The organism is Tardiphaga sp. GW822-FHT04G09 (assembly GCF_058800725.1).
In genome coordinates this window covers 95158-109120 of record NZ_JBXAMO010000009.1, presented here as the reverse complement: position 1 = coordinate 109120, position 13963 = coordinate 95158, and the positions used below count along the sequence as shown (strand labels likewise).

The window sequence follows — 13963 nt, the reverse complement described above, 5'->3', positions numbered from 1 at the left end:
CGGGGATCGGGCAACAACCTGGCCTAGCCAACTCCCGACGATCCCGTCGCGGTGCCTGATGAGCGCATCCGCAACCAGTGGCGCCCCATAGCCGCCATACGGCGCAGCCCCGGCGCCCCCGGCGCCACCCGCGCCTCCGGCGCCGCCAGCACCACCCGCGCCGCCGGCACCACCAGCACCTCCTGCTCCGCCTTCAGGACCCATAGTGCACATGGCAACACTCCTGTTTCCGCTATTGAGGCACGCCAGCTCCTTCTAAAGCGCTGGACCAGATTCTGCCCGTTTCATATCCCCCGCTCGGATGTCGCTCGCGATACCTTGCGACCGTCAGACTTGGTTCAAGCTTCAACAGCTCGGTCACCGTCTTGCGTGCATCGTCATGCAACCCAAGCTGCCATTGCGAGATAGCCAGCGCGCGAAACGTGGACGTATGCGTGCGGTTTGCACGCAGCGAACGTTTTGCAAGATCGATGGCGCGTTTATACTGCCCGGCGGAAAGAGCGGCCGTCGCGGCCAGCGAGTCGTAGAAGTACCGGTGCGGATCCAGAGGCGACAGTTTCAGGGCATGCTGGGTGTGCTCGACCGCGAGCTTTCCCTGATCCTTGAATGCGAGAAGCGTGCCCTTCAGAAGCCAGGCCATTCCATCGTTCGGATTGACCCGAAGCGCCAGGTCGTACTGTTCCTCGGCGATATCGAGCTGCTTCAGCAGATTGGTATGAGCGAAGCCCATGACAACCAGCGCAAGAGAACACCGGGGATCCGCATTGAGCGCCCGGCGCCCGCAATCCAGCGCCAGCTGCGCATCCACATTCGGATCGTCCGCCCATCCCTGCTGGACGCGCAGCACATGCCACTTGGCCATCCATGCCCATGGCACGGCCTGCCGAGGCATGCGCTCCGTCAAGGCCTGAAGCATTTGCCGCGATCTATCGAAATCCTGCACCGACAAACGATGCATCAGCGCAATCGCCCCCATCAGCAACGTATAGCTTTCAACGGTGGGAAGCGGTTGGGACTGGGCACGCTCAAGTTCGCGGGCCATGATCGCCATGCTGACCGCAGTCACGACGCCCGCAACGGCGCCGTCTTTTCCGCTGATCAATACCGTCGGGCTGCAGACAATCGAATCCGACCAGATGATCGTGAGATTTGAGGACGACGCCAGCTCGAAATTTATCCGCAGCTTGCTTCCGGCCTTGCGGTAGGAGCCGGAGAGAACGTAGTTCGCCGTCAGATAGCCACTGATCTCTTCGATCGAAGCCTGTCGCTCTCGAAAAACCGTTGTCGACAGCCGCGAGATCACGTTCAGCTCCGATGACCGCGACAGCGCAGATATGATTTCGTCGGCGAGAACTTCGCCGATGACATGATGTTCAAGACTACCGTTGTGTTCTGTGAATGGAACGACTGCGACCGTTGGCCGGAGCTGCGGCATGGATACTGGCCCCGGCTCGATCACCGGCCGTGGTCCCGGCGGACCAACGCGATAGGCGCGGACGGGTTCATGCACATGCTTGAGGTAACAAGCTCCCAAGTCCTCGATATCGGCATCCAGCACCGGCGTGAGCTGGTCGCGAACATCGGCCGACACAACAATCTCGCCTGGCCCCGCCAGAGTCGTAAGCCGGGCCGCGAGATTAACACCTGCCCCGTAGACATCATGCTCGTCGGCGAGAAGGTGTCCGACATGAGCGCCCTCGCGGACAAGAATATGCAGATCTTGCGGGACGCCATCGTTGATGTCCGAACACGCATTCTGAACGGCAAAGGCAGCTTTGACTGCGAGGGGCGCATGAGCAAATTCCATGAGCAGCCCATCACCGAGGCTTTTTACGAGCCGGCCCTGGTAGCGCGGCAAAATGTCTTTATCCACTCGCCCGACGAGCTTCCGCCATCGCTGGACCGTGCCGGTCTCGTTCTCTTCCATCAAGCGCACAGACTCAACGATGTCCACAAAGAGTAGTGTGCGCACTACCCATTCCGGATTCTCCAAGGCGAGTGGAGGGCTTCGTTCAACCATCAGCCACGCCAGTCACTGTTACGATCTGCGCCCACTGTGCACTAATACGCACAACCTCAATATTGCGCTGAGGTGAACACTCGAAACCAGATATGCAGTATTAGTTAGAACAGGCGCAGACGGTATCACGCTTGGGCCGTTGTGACAGTCGGCTTGTGCTCACAGTCACCCCGGACGAGATAGTCAACTAGACGTGAACAACGGCTATTTGAGGACAGTCCTACCGAACTTTCAGCTCGTAGACACCGGGTTGAGCGATGCCGCTGCGTATGGTCGGTAGTATTGTCTGAAATCGCGATTGATCGATGCGTTCCGAGTCACGGACCATGAGCCTTTCTGCCGGCAGTTCGGAGCTGCTCTTATCGATCGCGATTCTGTTGGGGCTGACCGCTGCATGTAAGTGGCGATCGAACCGATCTGGTTCATGATCGCCGAAGCAACGGGAAAGTTACCGACAGCAAAGAAGACTCCACACGAGAGGACGGCACATATCAGCCAGATCCCGACGATCAAGCGATGGTACATGCGACGATATGTTCGTTCGAGTTCGTCTGCGGATGCGCGCATAGCTGCCTCCTAGGCAAGATGCGCAGCTCTACCGCGTCTCGTCGCCGGGCAATGTGAGCTGCATCACACAACCGGATGATCGCGCAGGCTCATCACGACTTTTTGCTTCGATTAGCCCTTCCCCTTCGCCGTCATGAAATCGAAGTCGCAGCCGTCATCGGCCTGCAGGATCGTGGTATGGAACAGATGCGCATAGCCGCGCTTGGCCCAGTCCGGCGTCTCGGCTGGCGCGAGCGCAGCAGCCCGCTTCGCGAATTCGGCTTCGTCAATCAAGAGATCGATGGAACGCTTCGCAACGTCCAGCCGGATCATGTCGCCGTTCTTCACCAGCGCCAGCGGCCCGCCTACAGCACTCTCCGGCGTGATATGCAACACGATGGTACCGAACGCCGTGCCGCTCATGCGCGCGTCAGAGATACGCACCATGTCCTTCACGCCGGCGCGGGCGAGCTTCATGGGGATCGGCAGATAGCCGGCCTCCGGCATGCCCGGTGCGCCCTTGGGACCGGCATTGCGCAGCACCAGCACGTCATCCGCAGTCACATCGAGATCGGGATCGTCGATGCGGTTGGTCATGTCCTCGACGGACTCGAACACCACGGCACGGCCGGTGTGCTGCATCAGTTTCGGCGACGCGGCGGAATGTTTGATGACGGCGCTGCGCGGCGCCAGATTACCGTGCAGGATCGCCAGTCCACCTTCGCGCTTGATCGGATTGTCCTTCGAGCGGATCACATCCTGGCCCGGTACATCCTCAGCGTTGGCGACGATCTCGCGCAGCGTCTCGCCGGTGACAGATTTCGCGTCGAGATCAATGAGATCGCCGAGCTGCTGCATCAGCTTCGGAACACCGCCGGCATGATGGAAGTGCTCCATATAGTGATCGCCCGACGGCTTCAGATCGACCAGCACCGGCACGTCGCGGCCGAGCTCGTCGAAGGCGGCGAGATCAATCCGGTTGGGCGTGCGGTTGGCCATCGCGGTGAGATGAATGAGGCCATTGGTGGAGCCGCCGATCGCCTGCAGCACCACCTGCGCATTGCGGAACGAGCCCGGCGTCAGGAATTCGCTCGGCTTCGGTCCCTTGTTCTTGGCGAGTGTTGCGGCAACCTTGCCGCTGGCTTCGGCCGAGCGAAAACGCTCCGCATGCGGCGCGGGGATCGTGGCGCTCATCGGCAGCGACAGGCCCATCGCTTCGGTGATACAGGCCATAGTGGAGGCCGTGCCCATCACCATGCAGGTGCCGACCGACGGCGCGAGGCGCGCATTGACGTCGTCGATCTCCTGCTGGTCGATCTCACCGGCGCGGAACTTGCCCCACATGCGCCGGCAGTCGGTGCAGGCGCCCAGCACTTCGCCCTTGTGATGGCCGACGACCATGGGCCCCACCGGGATCACGACGGTGGGCAGGTCAACCGACAGTGCCGCCATGATCTGCGCTGGCAGGGTCTTGTCGCAGCCGCCGATCACGACCACCGCATCCATCGGCTGCGCCTTGATCATCTCCTCGGTATCCATCGCCATCAGATTGCGCAGATACATCGAGGTCGGATGGGCAAAACTCTCGCCGATGGAGATGGTCGGAAACACCATCGGCAGCGCGCCGGCGAGCATCACGCCGCGCTTCACCGCCTCGATGATCTGGGGCGAATTGCCGTGACACGGATTGTAATCGCTATGGGTGTTGGTGATGCCGACGATGGGTCGGTCCAGCGCATCGTCGGAATAGCCCATGGCCTTGATGAAGGCCTTGCGCAGGAACAGCGAAAAGCCCGCGTCGCCGTAACTGGTCAGCCCCTTGCGCAATCCGTCGGCCATGTCGCGTTCCCATTCCAAGCTTGTTTTGAATGCTTCTTATGAAGCGGATGGAAACGTTGTCAATCGCCGCCGGCCGCAGGATGGGTAGAGCGAAGCGAAACCCATCACTCCGGGGCGCGATAGTGATGGGTTTCGCTCCGTCGCCAACGCGCCGGCGCTCTACCCATCCTACAGGCAAGCGTTCTATTTCGGCTCCCACACCTTGCTGAAGTCGCCGGCGAATTCGGCGCTGCAAAATGCGCCGCCCTGATAGAAATCGCCGACCGGGTCGGGCTTCATCTTGGCCTGTTCCGCCATCGCATGATCGCGGTGATCTTCCGCCTTGCCAGTTGGGCGGTAGCCAAGCTCATAGGCGCGTGAATTGTCCCACCAGGCGCGCTCATTATAGGAGGCACCGTACAGCACCTCGAAATGGATGGCGGGATGTTCGAGCCCGATCTGGCAGAGCTGCACCAGATCCTCGGGCTTGAGCCAGATCGACAGCCGGCGCCGGTCCAGCGGACGGTCGCCGAAATTGCCGATCCGCAGACATGTCACCGACAGCCCGTATTTGTCGGCATAGAGCGAGCCCACCGCCTCGCCGAACACCTTGCTGACGCCGTAGCGACTGTCCGGCCGTGCGGTGACATCGGGCGAAATCTTGCTGTGGCGCGGATAGAAGCCGACCGCGTGGTTCGACGATGCGAAGATAATGCGCTTGACGCCCTTCTTGCGCGCGGCCTCGAACAGATTGTAGCCGCCGATGACATTGGCCTGCAGGATGGTGTCCCATGGCCCTTCCACCGAAAAACCGCCGAAATGCAGGATGCCGTCGACGCCCTCGCAAATCGCCTCGACTGCTGCGAGATCGGCCAGATCAGCCTGCTTGAAGTTTTCGTTCGGCTTGAGATTAGGCGGCGGCGTCAGATCGCTCAGCACGAGGTCCGGATAGATCGGCGGCAGCAGTTCCCGCAAGCGCGTGCCGATTCCGCCCGATGCGCCCGTCATCAAGATCCTCATTCCGTCCCTCGCCATGTTGTCAGTTGTCAGACAAGTATGGCGCGGTACCGGCGCAACGGCAAGGCGAGCAACCGGCATTGCTTGCCGCTCATCCTCGCCGATGTTAGCAAACACATCCGAGGAAGCGACAGAGAACGAGACGCCAATGTCCGACATATCATCGCGCGGCTGGCAGCCAGCGACCTATTATCCCGACCCCGCCATTCACGCCCTCGATCCCCGCTTCGAAAAATACTGGATCAAGCTCGGCGCCGTCGAGCGTATCGCCACCGGCATGCGCTGGGCCGAGGGGCCGGTCTGGTTCGGCGACGGCCGCTATCTGTTGTGTTCGGATATTCCCAACAACCGCATCATCAAATGGGAAGAGGAAACCGGCGCGCTCAGCGATTTCCGCAAGCCGTCGAATTACGGCAATGGCAACACGCGGGATCGCCAGGGACGCCTGATCACCTGCGAACACGGCCGCCGCATCACCCGCACCGAGTATGACGGTACGATCACCGTGCTGATGGATCATTTCCAAGGCAAGAAACTGAACTCACCGAACGACGTGGTGGTGAAATCCGATGGTTCGATCTGGTTTACCGATCCTCCCTTCGGATTGATGAGCGATTACGAAGGCAACAAGGCACCCTCGGAAATCGGCCAGAACATCTACCGGATCGACGGCGATACGTTGAAATCCACGATCGTTGCCGATGACGTGCTGGGCCCCAATGGACTGTGTTTTTCGCCGGACGAGAAGCTGCTCTATGTCGTGGAGTCCCGCGGTGTACCGAACCGCAAGATTCTCGCTTACGACGTTGCTGCCGACGGCAAGACGCTCAAGAACAAGCGTGTGCTGATCGATGCAGGCCCGGGCACGCCCGATGGCATGCGTTGCGATATCGACGGCAATCTCTGGTGCGGCTGGGGCATGGGCAAGCCGGAGCTCGACGGCGTGATGATCTTCGCGCCAGACGGTACGCCCATCGGCCGCATCGCCCTGCCCGAACGCTGTGCCAATGTCTGTTTCGGCGGCGTGAAACGTAACCGGCTGTTCATGGCCTCAAGCCAGTCGATCTATGCGGTCTATGTGAACACACAGGGTGCGCCTGGCGGTTGATCGTAGGATGGGTAGAGCGTAGCGAAACCCATCATGACAATGCACCTCGGCTGATGGGGTTCGCTTTGGCGCTTCACGCCTGCGCTCTACCCATCCTACATCTCAACAAAAACGCCGGTGCAGTTTCCCGCACCGGCGTTTTCCGTCATGAAGCTCGCGCTTCGACGACGCGTTCTTAGGCCGCGTTGTAGCCGGCGATCGCCTTGACCTCGAGGAAGTCCTCGAGACCATGCTTGCCCCATTCGCGGCCGTTGCCGGACTGCTTGTAGCCGCCGAACGGTGCGGTGCGATCGTTCGGAGCGCCCTGCAGGTTGACATTGCCCGCGCGGATGCGACGGCCGAACTTGCGGGCGTTCTCGACCGTGTCAGCCGAGACATAGCCAGCGAGGCCATACGGGGTGTCATTGGCGATGCGGAGCGCATCGGCTTCGTCCTTGGCCCCCATGATCACGAGCACCGGCCCGAAGATTTCCTCGCGCGCGATGGTCATGTTCTCGGTCACGTCGGCGAAGATCGTTGGGCGCACATAGAAGCCCTTGTTGACGCCTTCCGGCAGGCCGGGGCCGCCGGCGACCAGCGTGGCGCCTTCCTCGATGCCCTTCTGAATCAGGCCCTGGATCTTGTCCCACTGGCCACGATTGACCACCGGACCAATGACAGTGCCATCGGCACGCGGATCGCCGGCCTTGGTCTTGTCGGCCTGCGCTTTCGCGATGGCGGCGATTTCCTTCATCTTCGCCTGCGGCACGATCATGCGGCTCGGCGCGTTGCACGACTGTCCGGAGTTGTTGAACATGTGCGCGACACCGCCGGTGACGGCCTTCACGAAGTCGGCGCCGTCCAGAATCACGTTCGGCGACTTGCCACCGAGTTCCTGGCTGACGCGCTTCACGGTGTTCGCAGCGCGCTTGGCAACGTCGATGCCGGCGCGGGTCGAGCCGGTGAAGGAGATCATGTCGATGTCGGGATGTTCGCTCATGGCGACGCCGACGTCCGGGCCCAGACCATTCACGAGGTTGAACACGCCCTTCGGCACGCCGGCTTCATGGAGGATTTCCGCGAAGATCAAGGCCGAGGTCGGGGTGTATTCCGACGGCTTCAACAGCATGGTGCAGCCGGCGGCGAGCGCGGGTGCGACCTTGCAGGCGATCTGGTTCAACGGCCAATTCCACGGGGTGATCATGCCGACGACGCCAATCGGCTCCTTCGTGATCATGGCGGCGTTGTGCGCCTCGTCGAACTTGTAGGTCTTCAGTACGTCCAGCGTGGCGACGAGGTGGCCGAGGCCGGCACCGGCCTGCAGCTTCTCTGCCATCGGCAGCGGAGCACCCATTTCGTCGGAGACCGACGCGCCGATATCCGACATGCGGGTCTTGTAGACCGCGATGATCTTTTCAAGCAGCGCGATGCGTTCTTCACGGGTGGTCTGGGAGAACGTCTCGAAAGCGCGCTTGGCAGCGGCGACAGCCTTGTCGACGTCGGCCTTGGAGCCCAGCGCAATGTCATACATCGCATCTTCGGTCGCCGGATTGACGACAGGGGTGGTCTTCTTGACGACGGGATCGACCCAGGCGCCATCGATGTAGAATTGCAGGCGATTGACCATTGGTAGCCTCTTTGATTTCGGGAACGTCTGTCGTCAGAAAATTCTGTGCAGCCGGATGTATCTGGGAAGGAACGACATGTCCGGCAAGCACCCTTGCGCGGTCATTTCGCCTCATGAGCCCGTCATGCACGGGATGCCGCGTGAAAGCAGCAAATGCATATAAATCCAGCCGCGTGGCAGGAGCAAGGCCCTGTGATTTTGCGCGCGTTCTAAAATCGGGATGCCGCAATTTGCCACTAAAACACGGTGTGCATTGCAGCAAAATTGAACAAGAGATCAGCGCGACTTGACGCGAACGGCGATGGGCGCATCCGGATCGGCCTCATCATCGGCCATGGTGGAAATCGGCGACATCGGTGTGTCGCGCAGCCGCTTCAGGCCAAGATGCCGCTCGCGCAGGATGACGAAAATGCCGGCCCCCGCGACGATCACCGCGCCGCCAACCACATAGGGCGTCGGCACTTCGCCGAACATCCAGAAGCCGAGCAGGAAGGCCCACAGCATCGCCGTATAGTCGAACGGTGCCAGGAAGGACGCCGGCGCGTAGCGATAGCTCTCGGTGAACAGCATCTGGCCGAGCCCGCCGGAAATGCCGATACCGACCAGCAACGCCAGTTCGAAATCCGTCGGCCAACGCCAGCCGAATGGCGCGGTCAGCAGCGATGCCGTCATCACGATCAGCGTCATGAAGATCACAATTGCCGAGGACGACTCTGTCGCGGTCAGCCTGCGAATCTGGATGGTCGCGCCGCCCGACGAGAAGGCGTTCAGCAACGCCAGCGAGAGACCGACGATCATCGATGTGGTCAGTGCCGCATGGTCGTGGAAATACGGCGACAGCATCAGGATGACACCGGAAAAGCCGATCGCCACCGCCGACCAGCGATAGGCATGGACCTGCTCTTTCAGGAAGATCGCAGCGAACACCACCGTGATCAGCGGCGCGATGAAGGCAATGGCGGTGACATCGGCGATCGGCAATCGCGCCAAGGCGCCAAAGGTGCAGAACGTCCCGACCACGCTGAACGAACCGCGCACCAGATGCGCGGAGGCGCGGTTGGTGCGCAGCGCCCCGCGCAACTGACCGCGCCAGCCGAAGAACAGCAAGATCGGGATCAGCGCGAACAACCCGCGGGCAAACACGATCTCGCCAAGCGGCACGTCGCTGCCGAGATAACGGCCCTGGGCGCCCATCATGGTAAACGCCATGGTGCTGGCAATCTTCAGCGACACGGCTTTGAAGATGTTCATGAGATCGGGGAAATGGAGATCAGGGGAATCGCGGGGGCGTTCATATTGCAGCACACAATCACGTGAGGCTCATCACGAAAACCGCCGATGCGACATGGCTTGGCGGGTTTCCATGCAGGGCTGCACCCGCCACAACCCCACCTTGCGCGGGCAGTTTTAGCCCTTCTTGGCAGGCCGCGGCGGCCCCTCCACCGGGGGCAGCGACTTTAGATAGGTCGCCATCGCCGAGCGGTCCTCGGCGCTCAACTGGGAAGTATTGCGGATCACACGGGCCATGGAGCCACCGGCGGTGTCGCCCTCCGGCGTCTGTCCGGTTTCGAGGAAATAGGCAATGTCCTTCTCGCTCCAGTCGCCGAGGCGCTTCTGGGTGATGTTCGGCACCCAGCCCTCGCCGTCCGGATTGGGTCCACCCGCAAAACGCTGCTGCGTAACGATGCCGCCCAGCGCGTTGCGCGGGCTGTGGCACTCGGCGCAGTGACCCAACGCATTGACCAGATAGCTGCCGCGATTCCACTGCGGCGATTTCGACGCATCCGCCACGAACGACTTGCCGTCGAGGAACAGCCATTTCCAGACGCCGAGGTTGCGGCGGATGTTGAACGGGAATGGCACGGCATGATCCGGCGCCTTGCTCGTAACCGGTGCGAGCGTCTTCAGGTAGGCGAACAGATCGCGCGCATCCTCCACCTTCATCTGCTGGTAGGACGTGTAGGGAAAGGCCGGAAAGTAATGCGAACCGTTCGGCGATGTCCCCTCCAGCAGCGCCGTCACGAAATCCGCCTCGGTCCAGCGGCCGATACCGGCGGCAGGATCAGGCGAGATGTTCGGCACATAGAACGTACCGAACGGCGATGTCAGGGGCAGCCCGCCGCCGAGCTTGAGCCGATCCTGCTGCGCCGGCGTTGCATGGCAGGACGCGCAGCCACCGGCATTGAAGACCACCGCGCCATTACCGGGATTGGGCGTGCGTGCCGGGAGCGTGCTTGCAGCCACCGTTGCGGGAATCGTCAGCCACCAGAACACGCCAAGGCCGATGACGGCCGCGACAAATGCAAGAATCAAAAGCCGTTTCAGCACGTGCATGTCCCATCGGTATCCTGGTCAAACTTCAGCAAATGCAGCGCGTCGAACAGCCGCTACTGGAACGAAACCGTGATCCGTCCCTTAGTCCTTCAGGGGAAAAAATTGGCGCCTCGGATGTTTCCAGCCATGACGACCTCACCATTATCAGGGAGAAAACCATGTCACCTCGTTCGATCATGCTCGCGTCCCTCGCACTCGGCGCCAGCATCGCCCTCGCCGGCCCCGCTTCCGCCGATAAGATGAAGGCGACCCTCGACGGCGCCTCCGAAGTGCCCGCCACGACCAGCGCCGGCAAGGGCACCGCCGATATCGATTTCGATCCCGCCACCAAGAAGCTGACCTGGAAGTTGACCTATTCCGGCCTCACGGGCCCTGCGACCATGGCGCATTTCCACGGCCCCGCCGAACCTGGCAAGAATGCCGGGGTGGCCGTACCGATCACACCAGCCACGTCCGGCTCCGAAGGCAGCGCCACGCTGACCGACGCGCAGGCTGCCGACCTGTTGGCCGGCAAATACTATATCAACGTCCACACCGAAGCGAACAAAGGCGGCGAAATCCGCGGACAGGTGACGAAGTAACATTCGTCTGATTGCGATTTAAGAGCGAGAGCGAACGCTGCCGCGTTCGCCCTTTTTTGCGAGACGCGGTCGAACTCAGATCTTCAAACGAAACGTCTCGTGGCAGCCACCGCATGCCTTGCCGATGCCGCCCACATTCGCCTTGAGGGTGTCGAGATCCTTGATCTTGGCCTTGGCATCGGTGACGACCTTGGCGAAGGTGACGATGTGGGCATCGAAACCGCCCTTGTCTTCCCAGACCTTCGGCGACGTCGAATAGTCACCTTCGGCCTTAAGGCCCTTGGTGCTGTCAGGAAACAGCGTCGGCAGCTTTTTGGCGGTGTCGTCCAGCACGGTCAGCGCGGCTTCGACCGCAGCCTGATCATAGGGCTTGTCACCCTTGGCCATGGCACTGAGCGTGCCGCCAAGAGCACGACCATTGGACTTCATCAGCGTCTGGCGTTCCTTGACGATCTCCTGCTGGGCCGAGACTGCCCCCACACCCAACAGCAAAGCTCCGACAACGAGAAGCGCACGTTTCATCAACCAATACCCCTGTTTGGAATTCGATTAGGACAATTTAGCAACAACGAGATGAACCCGGCCGCCATTGAGCTATTCCTGGCGGCGGCGCTTTACAGCGTATGGAGCCGTTCGTGCTCGCGGATCGCCATCCACACCCGCTCAGGGGTTGCAGGCATATCGATGTGCTCGATCTTGTATTCGCGATAGAGACCATCGACGATGGCGTTCATCACCGCGGGACAAGAGCCGATGGCGCCGGCCTCACCGGCTCCCTTCACCCCCAGCGGGTTGGTGACGCAGGGGATGTTGTGGGTCTCGAACGAGATCGGCGCACCGTCGGCCGCGCGCGGCAGCGCATAGTCCATGAAAGTGCCGGTGACAAGCTGGCCATCCTCGGGATCATAGATCGCCTGTTCCATCAATGCCTGACCGATACCCTGCATGGTGCCACCATGAACCTGGCCGGCCAGCAGCAACGGATTCAGCGTAACACCGAAATCATCGACGATGACGTAATTGACAATAGCGATCTTCCCGGTCGCAGGATCGATCTCGACTTCGACCAGATGCGTGCCGTTCGGGAACGTCCCGTCCGCGCTGCTGAAGGTCTCCGATGCACTGAGCTTCGACGGATCGGCCTTCCTGGCGAGATCTGCGAATGACACCGAGCGATCGGTGCCGGCGATGCGGACAACTCCTCCGTCGATCTCAAGGTCTGCCGCGCTGGTCTCCAACACGTCGGCGGCGAGCTCCTTCAGATTGAGGCCGAGCTGCCTGGTGGCACGCTGTACGCTGACGCCGCCGGTCGGGATCGACGCCGAGCCGCCCGTGCCGAGACCGGTCGCCACCTTCGCCGTATCGCCCTGGACGATGTGGACGCGATCCGGCGTCACGCCGAACTGTTCGGCGACGATCTGGGCATAGGCCGTGTGATGGCCCTGCCCAGTCGACTGCGTGCCGATCAGGATGGTGATGTCGCCATCGGCGCCAACAGCAACATTGGCGGTCTCATCGCCCATGGTGCCGCAGACTTCCACATAGGTGGCCATGCCGATACCGCGAACCAGACCATCCTTCTTCGCGGCTTTGGCGCGCTTCGGAAACTCCTTCCAGCCTGCGACATCCATCGCGCGTTTCATATGCGCGGCGAAATCGCCGGAGTCGTACACTTTGCCCGTCGCGGTCTTGTACGGCATCGCTTTCGGCGAGATGAAGTTCTTGCGGCGGATCGCATCCGGCGACATGCCGAGCTTGCGCGCGCATTGATCGACGAGACGCTCGACGACATAGGCCGCCTCGGGACGGCCGGCGCCGCGATAGGCATCCACCGGCACGGAGTTGGTGAACACCGTGCGCACGCGGCAATGGAAAGCCTGGATATCGTAGAGACCCGGCAACATGCCGGCACCGCCATGCGGGATGTACGGCCCAAAGGTCGACAGATACGCGCCCATATCGGCCATCAGGTCGACATCCATCGCGAGAAACTTGCCATCCTTGTCCAAAGCCATGCGGGCATGGGTGACGTTGTCACGGCCCTGCGCGTCGCCGAGGAAATGATCGGTGCGGTCCGCCGCCCACTTCACATTCTTGCCGAGCTTCTTGGCGGCAAAGGCCACCAGCGCATATTCGCGATAGGGAAACAGTCGCGTGCCGAAACCGCCACCGACATCGGGACAGATCACGCGCATCTTGTCCTTGGGCATCTTCAGCACGTTGTCACAAAGGATATCGCGCAGACGATGGCTGCCCTGACTGCCGATGGTCAGCGTCATGTGATCGCGCTTGGCGTCGTATTCACAGATCGCCGCACGGGTCTCCATATAGTTGATGATGACGCGCGGATTGACGATCTTCACTTCGGCGATCACGGGCGCCTTGGCGAAGACGGCATCGACCGCCTTCTTGTCGCCGATCGGCACATCGAACAGGATGTTGCCGGGATGTTTGGCCCACACCTGCGGCGCGCCCTTGGCGACGGCATTGACCAGACCATTCACTGACGGGAGCGGCTTCCAGTCGACCTCGATCGCCTCAATCGCATCGCGCGCCTGCGCGACAGTCTCCGCAACGACGAAGGCCACGGCGTCGCCGACATGGCGCACTTCCTTGGCGGCGAGGATCGGATAATCCGGTCCGGTGAAAGGATGATCTTCGAGATTGAACAGACACGGCAGACCGCCAAGATCCTTGGTGTCCTCCCCCGTCAGGATCGCGGCGACGCCTGGAAGCGTGCGCGCCTTGGTCACATCGATCGTAAAACTGGCGTGGGCATGCGGCGAGCGCAGCACAAGGGCATGCAGCGTGGCGGGCGCGTGATCGTCGGTATAGCGGCCACGGCCCCGAATGAGGGCGTCGTCTTCTTTACGCAGGACACTCTGTCCGACGCCGAATTTGATGGGGGCCATCGTTCCTCCGCTTGCAGTTTA

At 61.4% G+C, this 13963-nt stretch carries 11 protein-coding genes; 2 read left to right on the top strand and 9 right to left on the bottom strand.

Translation table 11 applies throughout. From position 1 onward, the window contains the following. Positions 1 to 23: 23 nt before the first annotated feature. The 4 genes from AC1RLZ_RS17325 to AC1RLZ_RS17310 form a co-directional block, all read right to left on the bottom strand. Positions 24 to 221 (bottom strand): hypothetical protein, encoded by a 198-nt coding sequence (locus tag AC1RLZ_RS17325; RefSeq protein ID WP_493189616.1) that lies wholly within the window; start codon positions 219 to 221, stop codon positions 24 to 26. An 11-nt stretch (positions 222 to 232) separates the two neighbouring features. Then, on the bottom strand, positions 233 to 1972 hold the full coding sequence (locus AC1RLZ_RS17320; protein WP_493189615.1) for an adenylate/guanylate cyclase domain-containing protein: 1740 nt from the start codon (positions 1970 to 1972) through the stop codon (positions 233 to 235). A gap of 726 nt (positions 1973 to 2698) precedes the next feature. Then, on the bottom strand, positions 2699 to 4405 hold the full coding sequence (locus AC1RLZ_RS17315; RefSeq protein WP_493189614.1) for an IlvD/Edd family dehydratase: 1707 nt from the start codon (positions 4403 to 4405) through the stop codon (positions 2699 to 2701). A 183-nt stretch (positions 4406 to 4588) separates the two neighbouring features. Continuing rightward, positions 4589 to 5392, bottom strand: coding sequence for an NAD-dependent epimerase/dehydratase family protein (locus tag AC1RLZ_RS17310; protein ID WP_493189613.1), 804 nt, complete (start codon positions 5390 to 5392; stop codon positions 4589 to 4591). A 157-nt stretch (positions 5393 to 5549) separates the two neighbouring features. Between AC1RLZ_RS17310 and AC1RLZ_RS17305 the strand changes: the two genes are divergently transcribed. Further along, positions 5550 to 6509: an SMP-30/gluconolactonase/LRE family protein gene (locus tag AC1RLZ_RS17305; protein WP_493189612.1), complete on the top strand. Its 960-nt coding sequence runs from the start codon at positions 5550 to 5552 to the stop codon at positions 6507 to 6509. A 175-nt stretch (positions 6510 to 6684) separates the two neighbouring features. Here AC1RLZ_RS17305 and AC1RLZ_RS17300 read toward each other — a convergent pair whose 3' ends face one another. The 3 genes from AC1RLZ_RS17300 to AC1RLZ_RS17290 all read right to left on the bottom strand — a co-directional run bounded on the left by AC1RLZ_RS17300 (position 6685) and on the right by AC1RLZ_RS17290 (position 10443). Next, positions 6685 to 8115, bottom strand: a complete 1431-nt coding sequence (locus AC1RLZ_RS17300; protein WP_493189611.1) for an aldehyde dehydrogenase family protein — start codon at positions 8113 to 8115, stop codon at positions 6685 to 6687. 276 nt (positions 8116 to 8391) lie between these two features. Then, entirely contained in the window at positions 8392 to 9366 is a 975-nt protein-coding gene (locus tag AC1RLZ_RS17295) for a DMT family transporter (RefSeq protein WP_493189610.1), read from the bottom strand. Between the two features lie 156 nt (positions 9367 to 9522). Then, the gene (locus AC1RLZ_RS17290) at positions 9523 to 10443 is read right to left on the bottom strand and encodes a c-type cytochrome (protein ID WP_493189609.1); all 921 of its coding nucleotides are present in this window, start codon (positions 10441 to 10443) and stop codon (positions 9523 to 9525) included. Positions 10444 to 10607: 164 nt separating this feature from the next. Here AC1RLZ_RS17290 and AC1RLZ_RS17285 point away from each other — a divergent pair, with 164 nt between their 5' ends. Then, positions 10608 to 11030, top strand: coding sequence for a CHRD domain-containing protein (locus AC1RLZ_RS17285; RefSeq protein WP_493189608.1), 423 nt, complete (start codon positions 10608 to 10610; stop codon positions 11028 to 11030). 75 nt (positions 11031 to 11105) lie between these two features. Here the strand turns inward: AC1RLZ_RS17285 and AC1RLZ_RS17280 are convergent, their stop codons facing one another. Further along, positions 11106 to 11552, bottom strand: coding sequence for a c-type cytochrome (locus AC1RLZ_RS17280; RefSeq protein WP_493189607.1), 447 nt, complete (start codon positions 11550 to 11552; stop codon positions 11106 to 11108). A 92-nt stretch (positions 11553 to 11644) separates the two neighbouring features. Then, positions 11645 to 13942 carry a xanthine dehydrogenase family protein molybdopterin-binding subunit gene (locus AC1RLZ_RS17275; protein ID WP_493189606.1) on the bottom strand — a complete coding sequence of 766 codons (2298 nt, stop codon included), beginning with the start codon at positions 13940 to 13942 and terminating at the stop codon, positions 11645 to 11647. Positions 13943 to 13963: the final 21 nt, after the last annotated feature.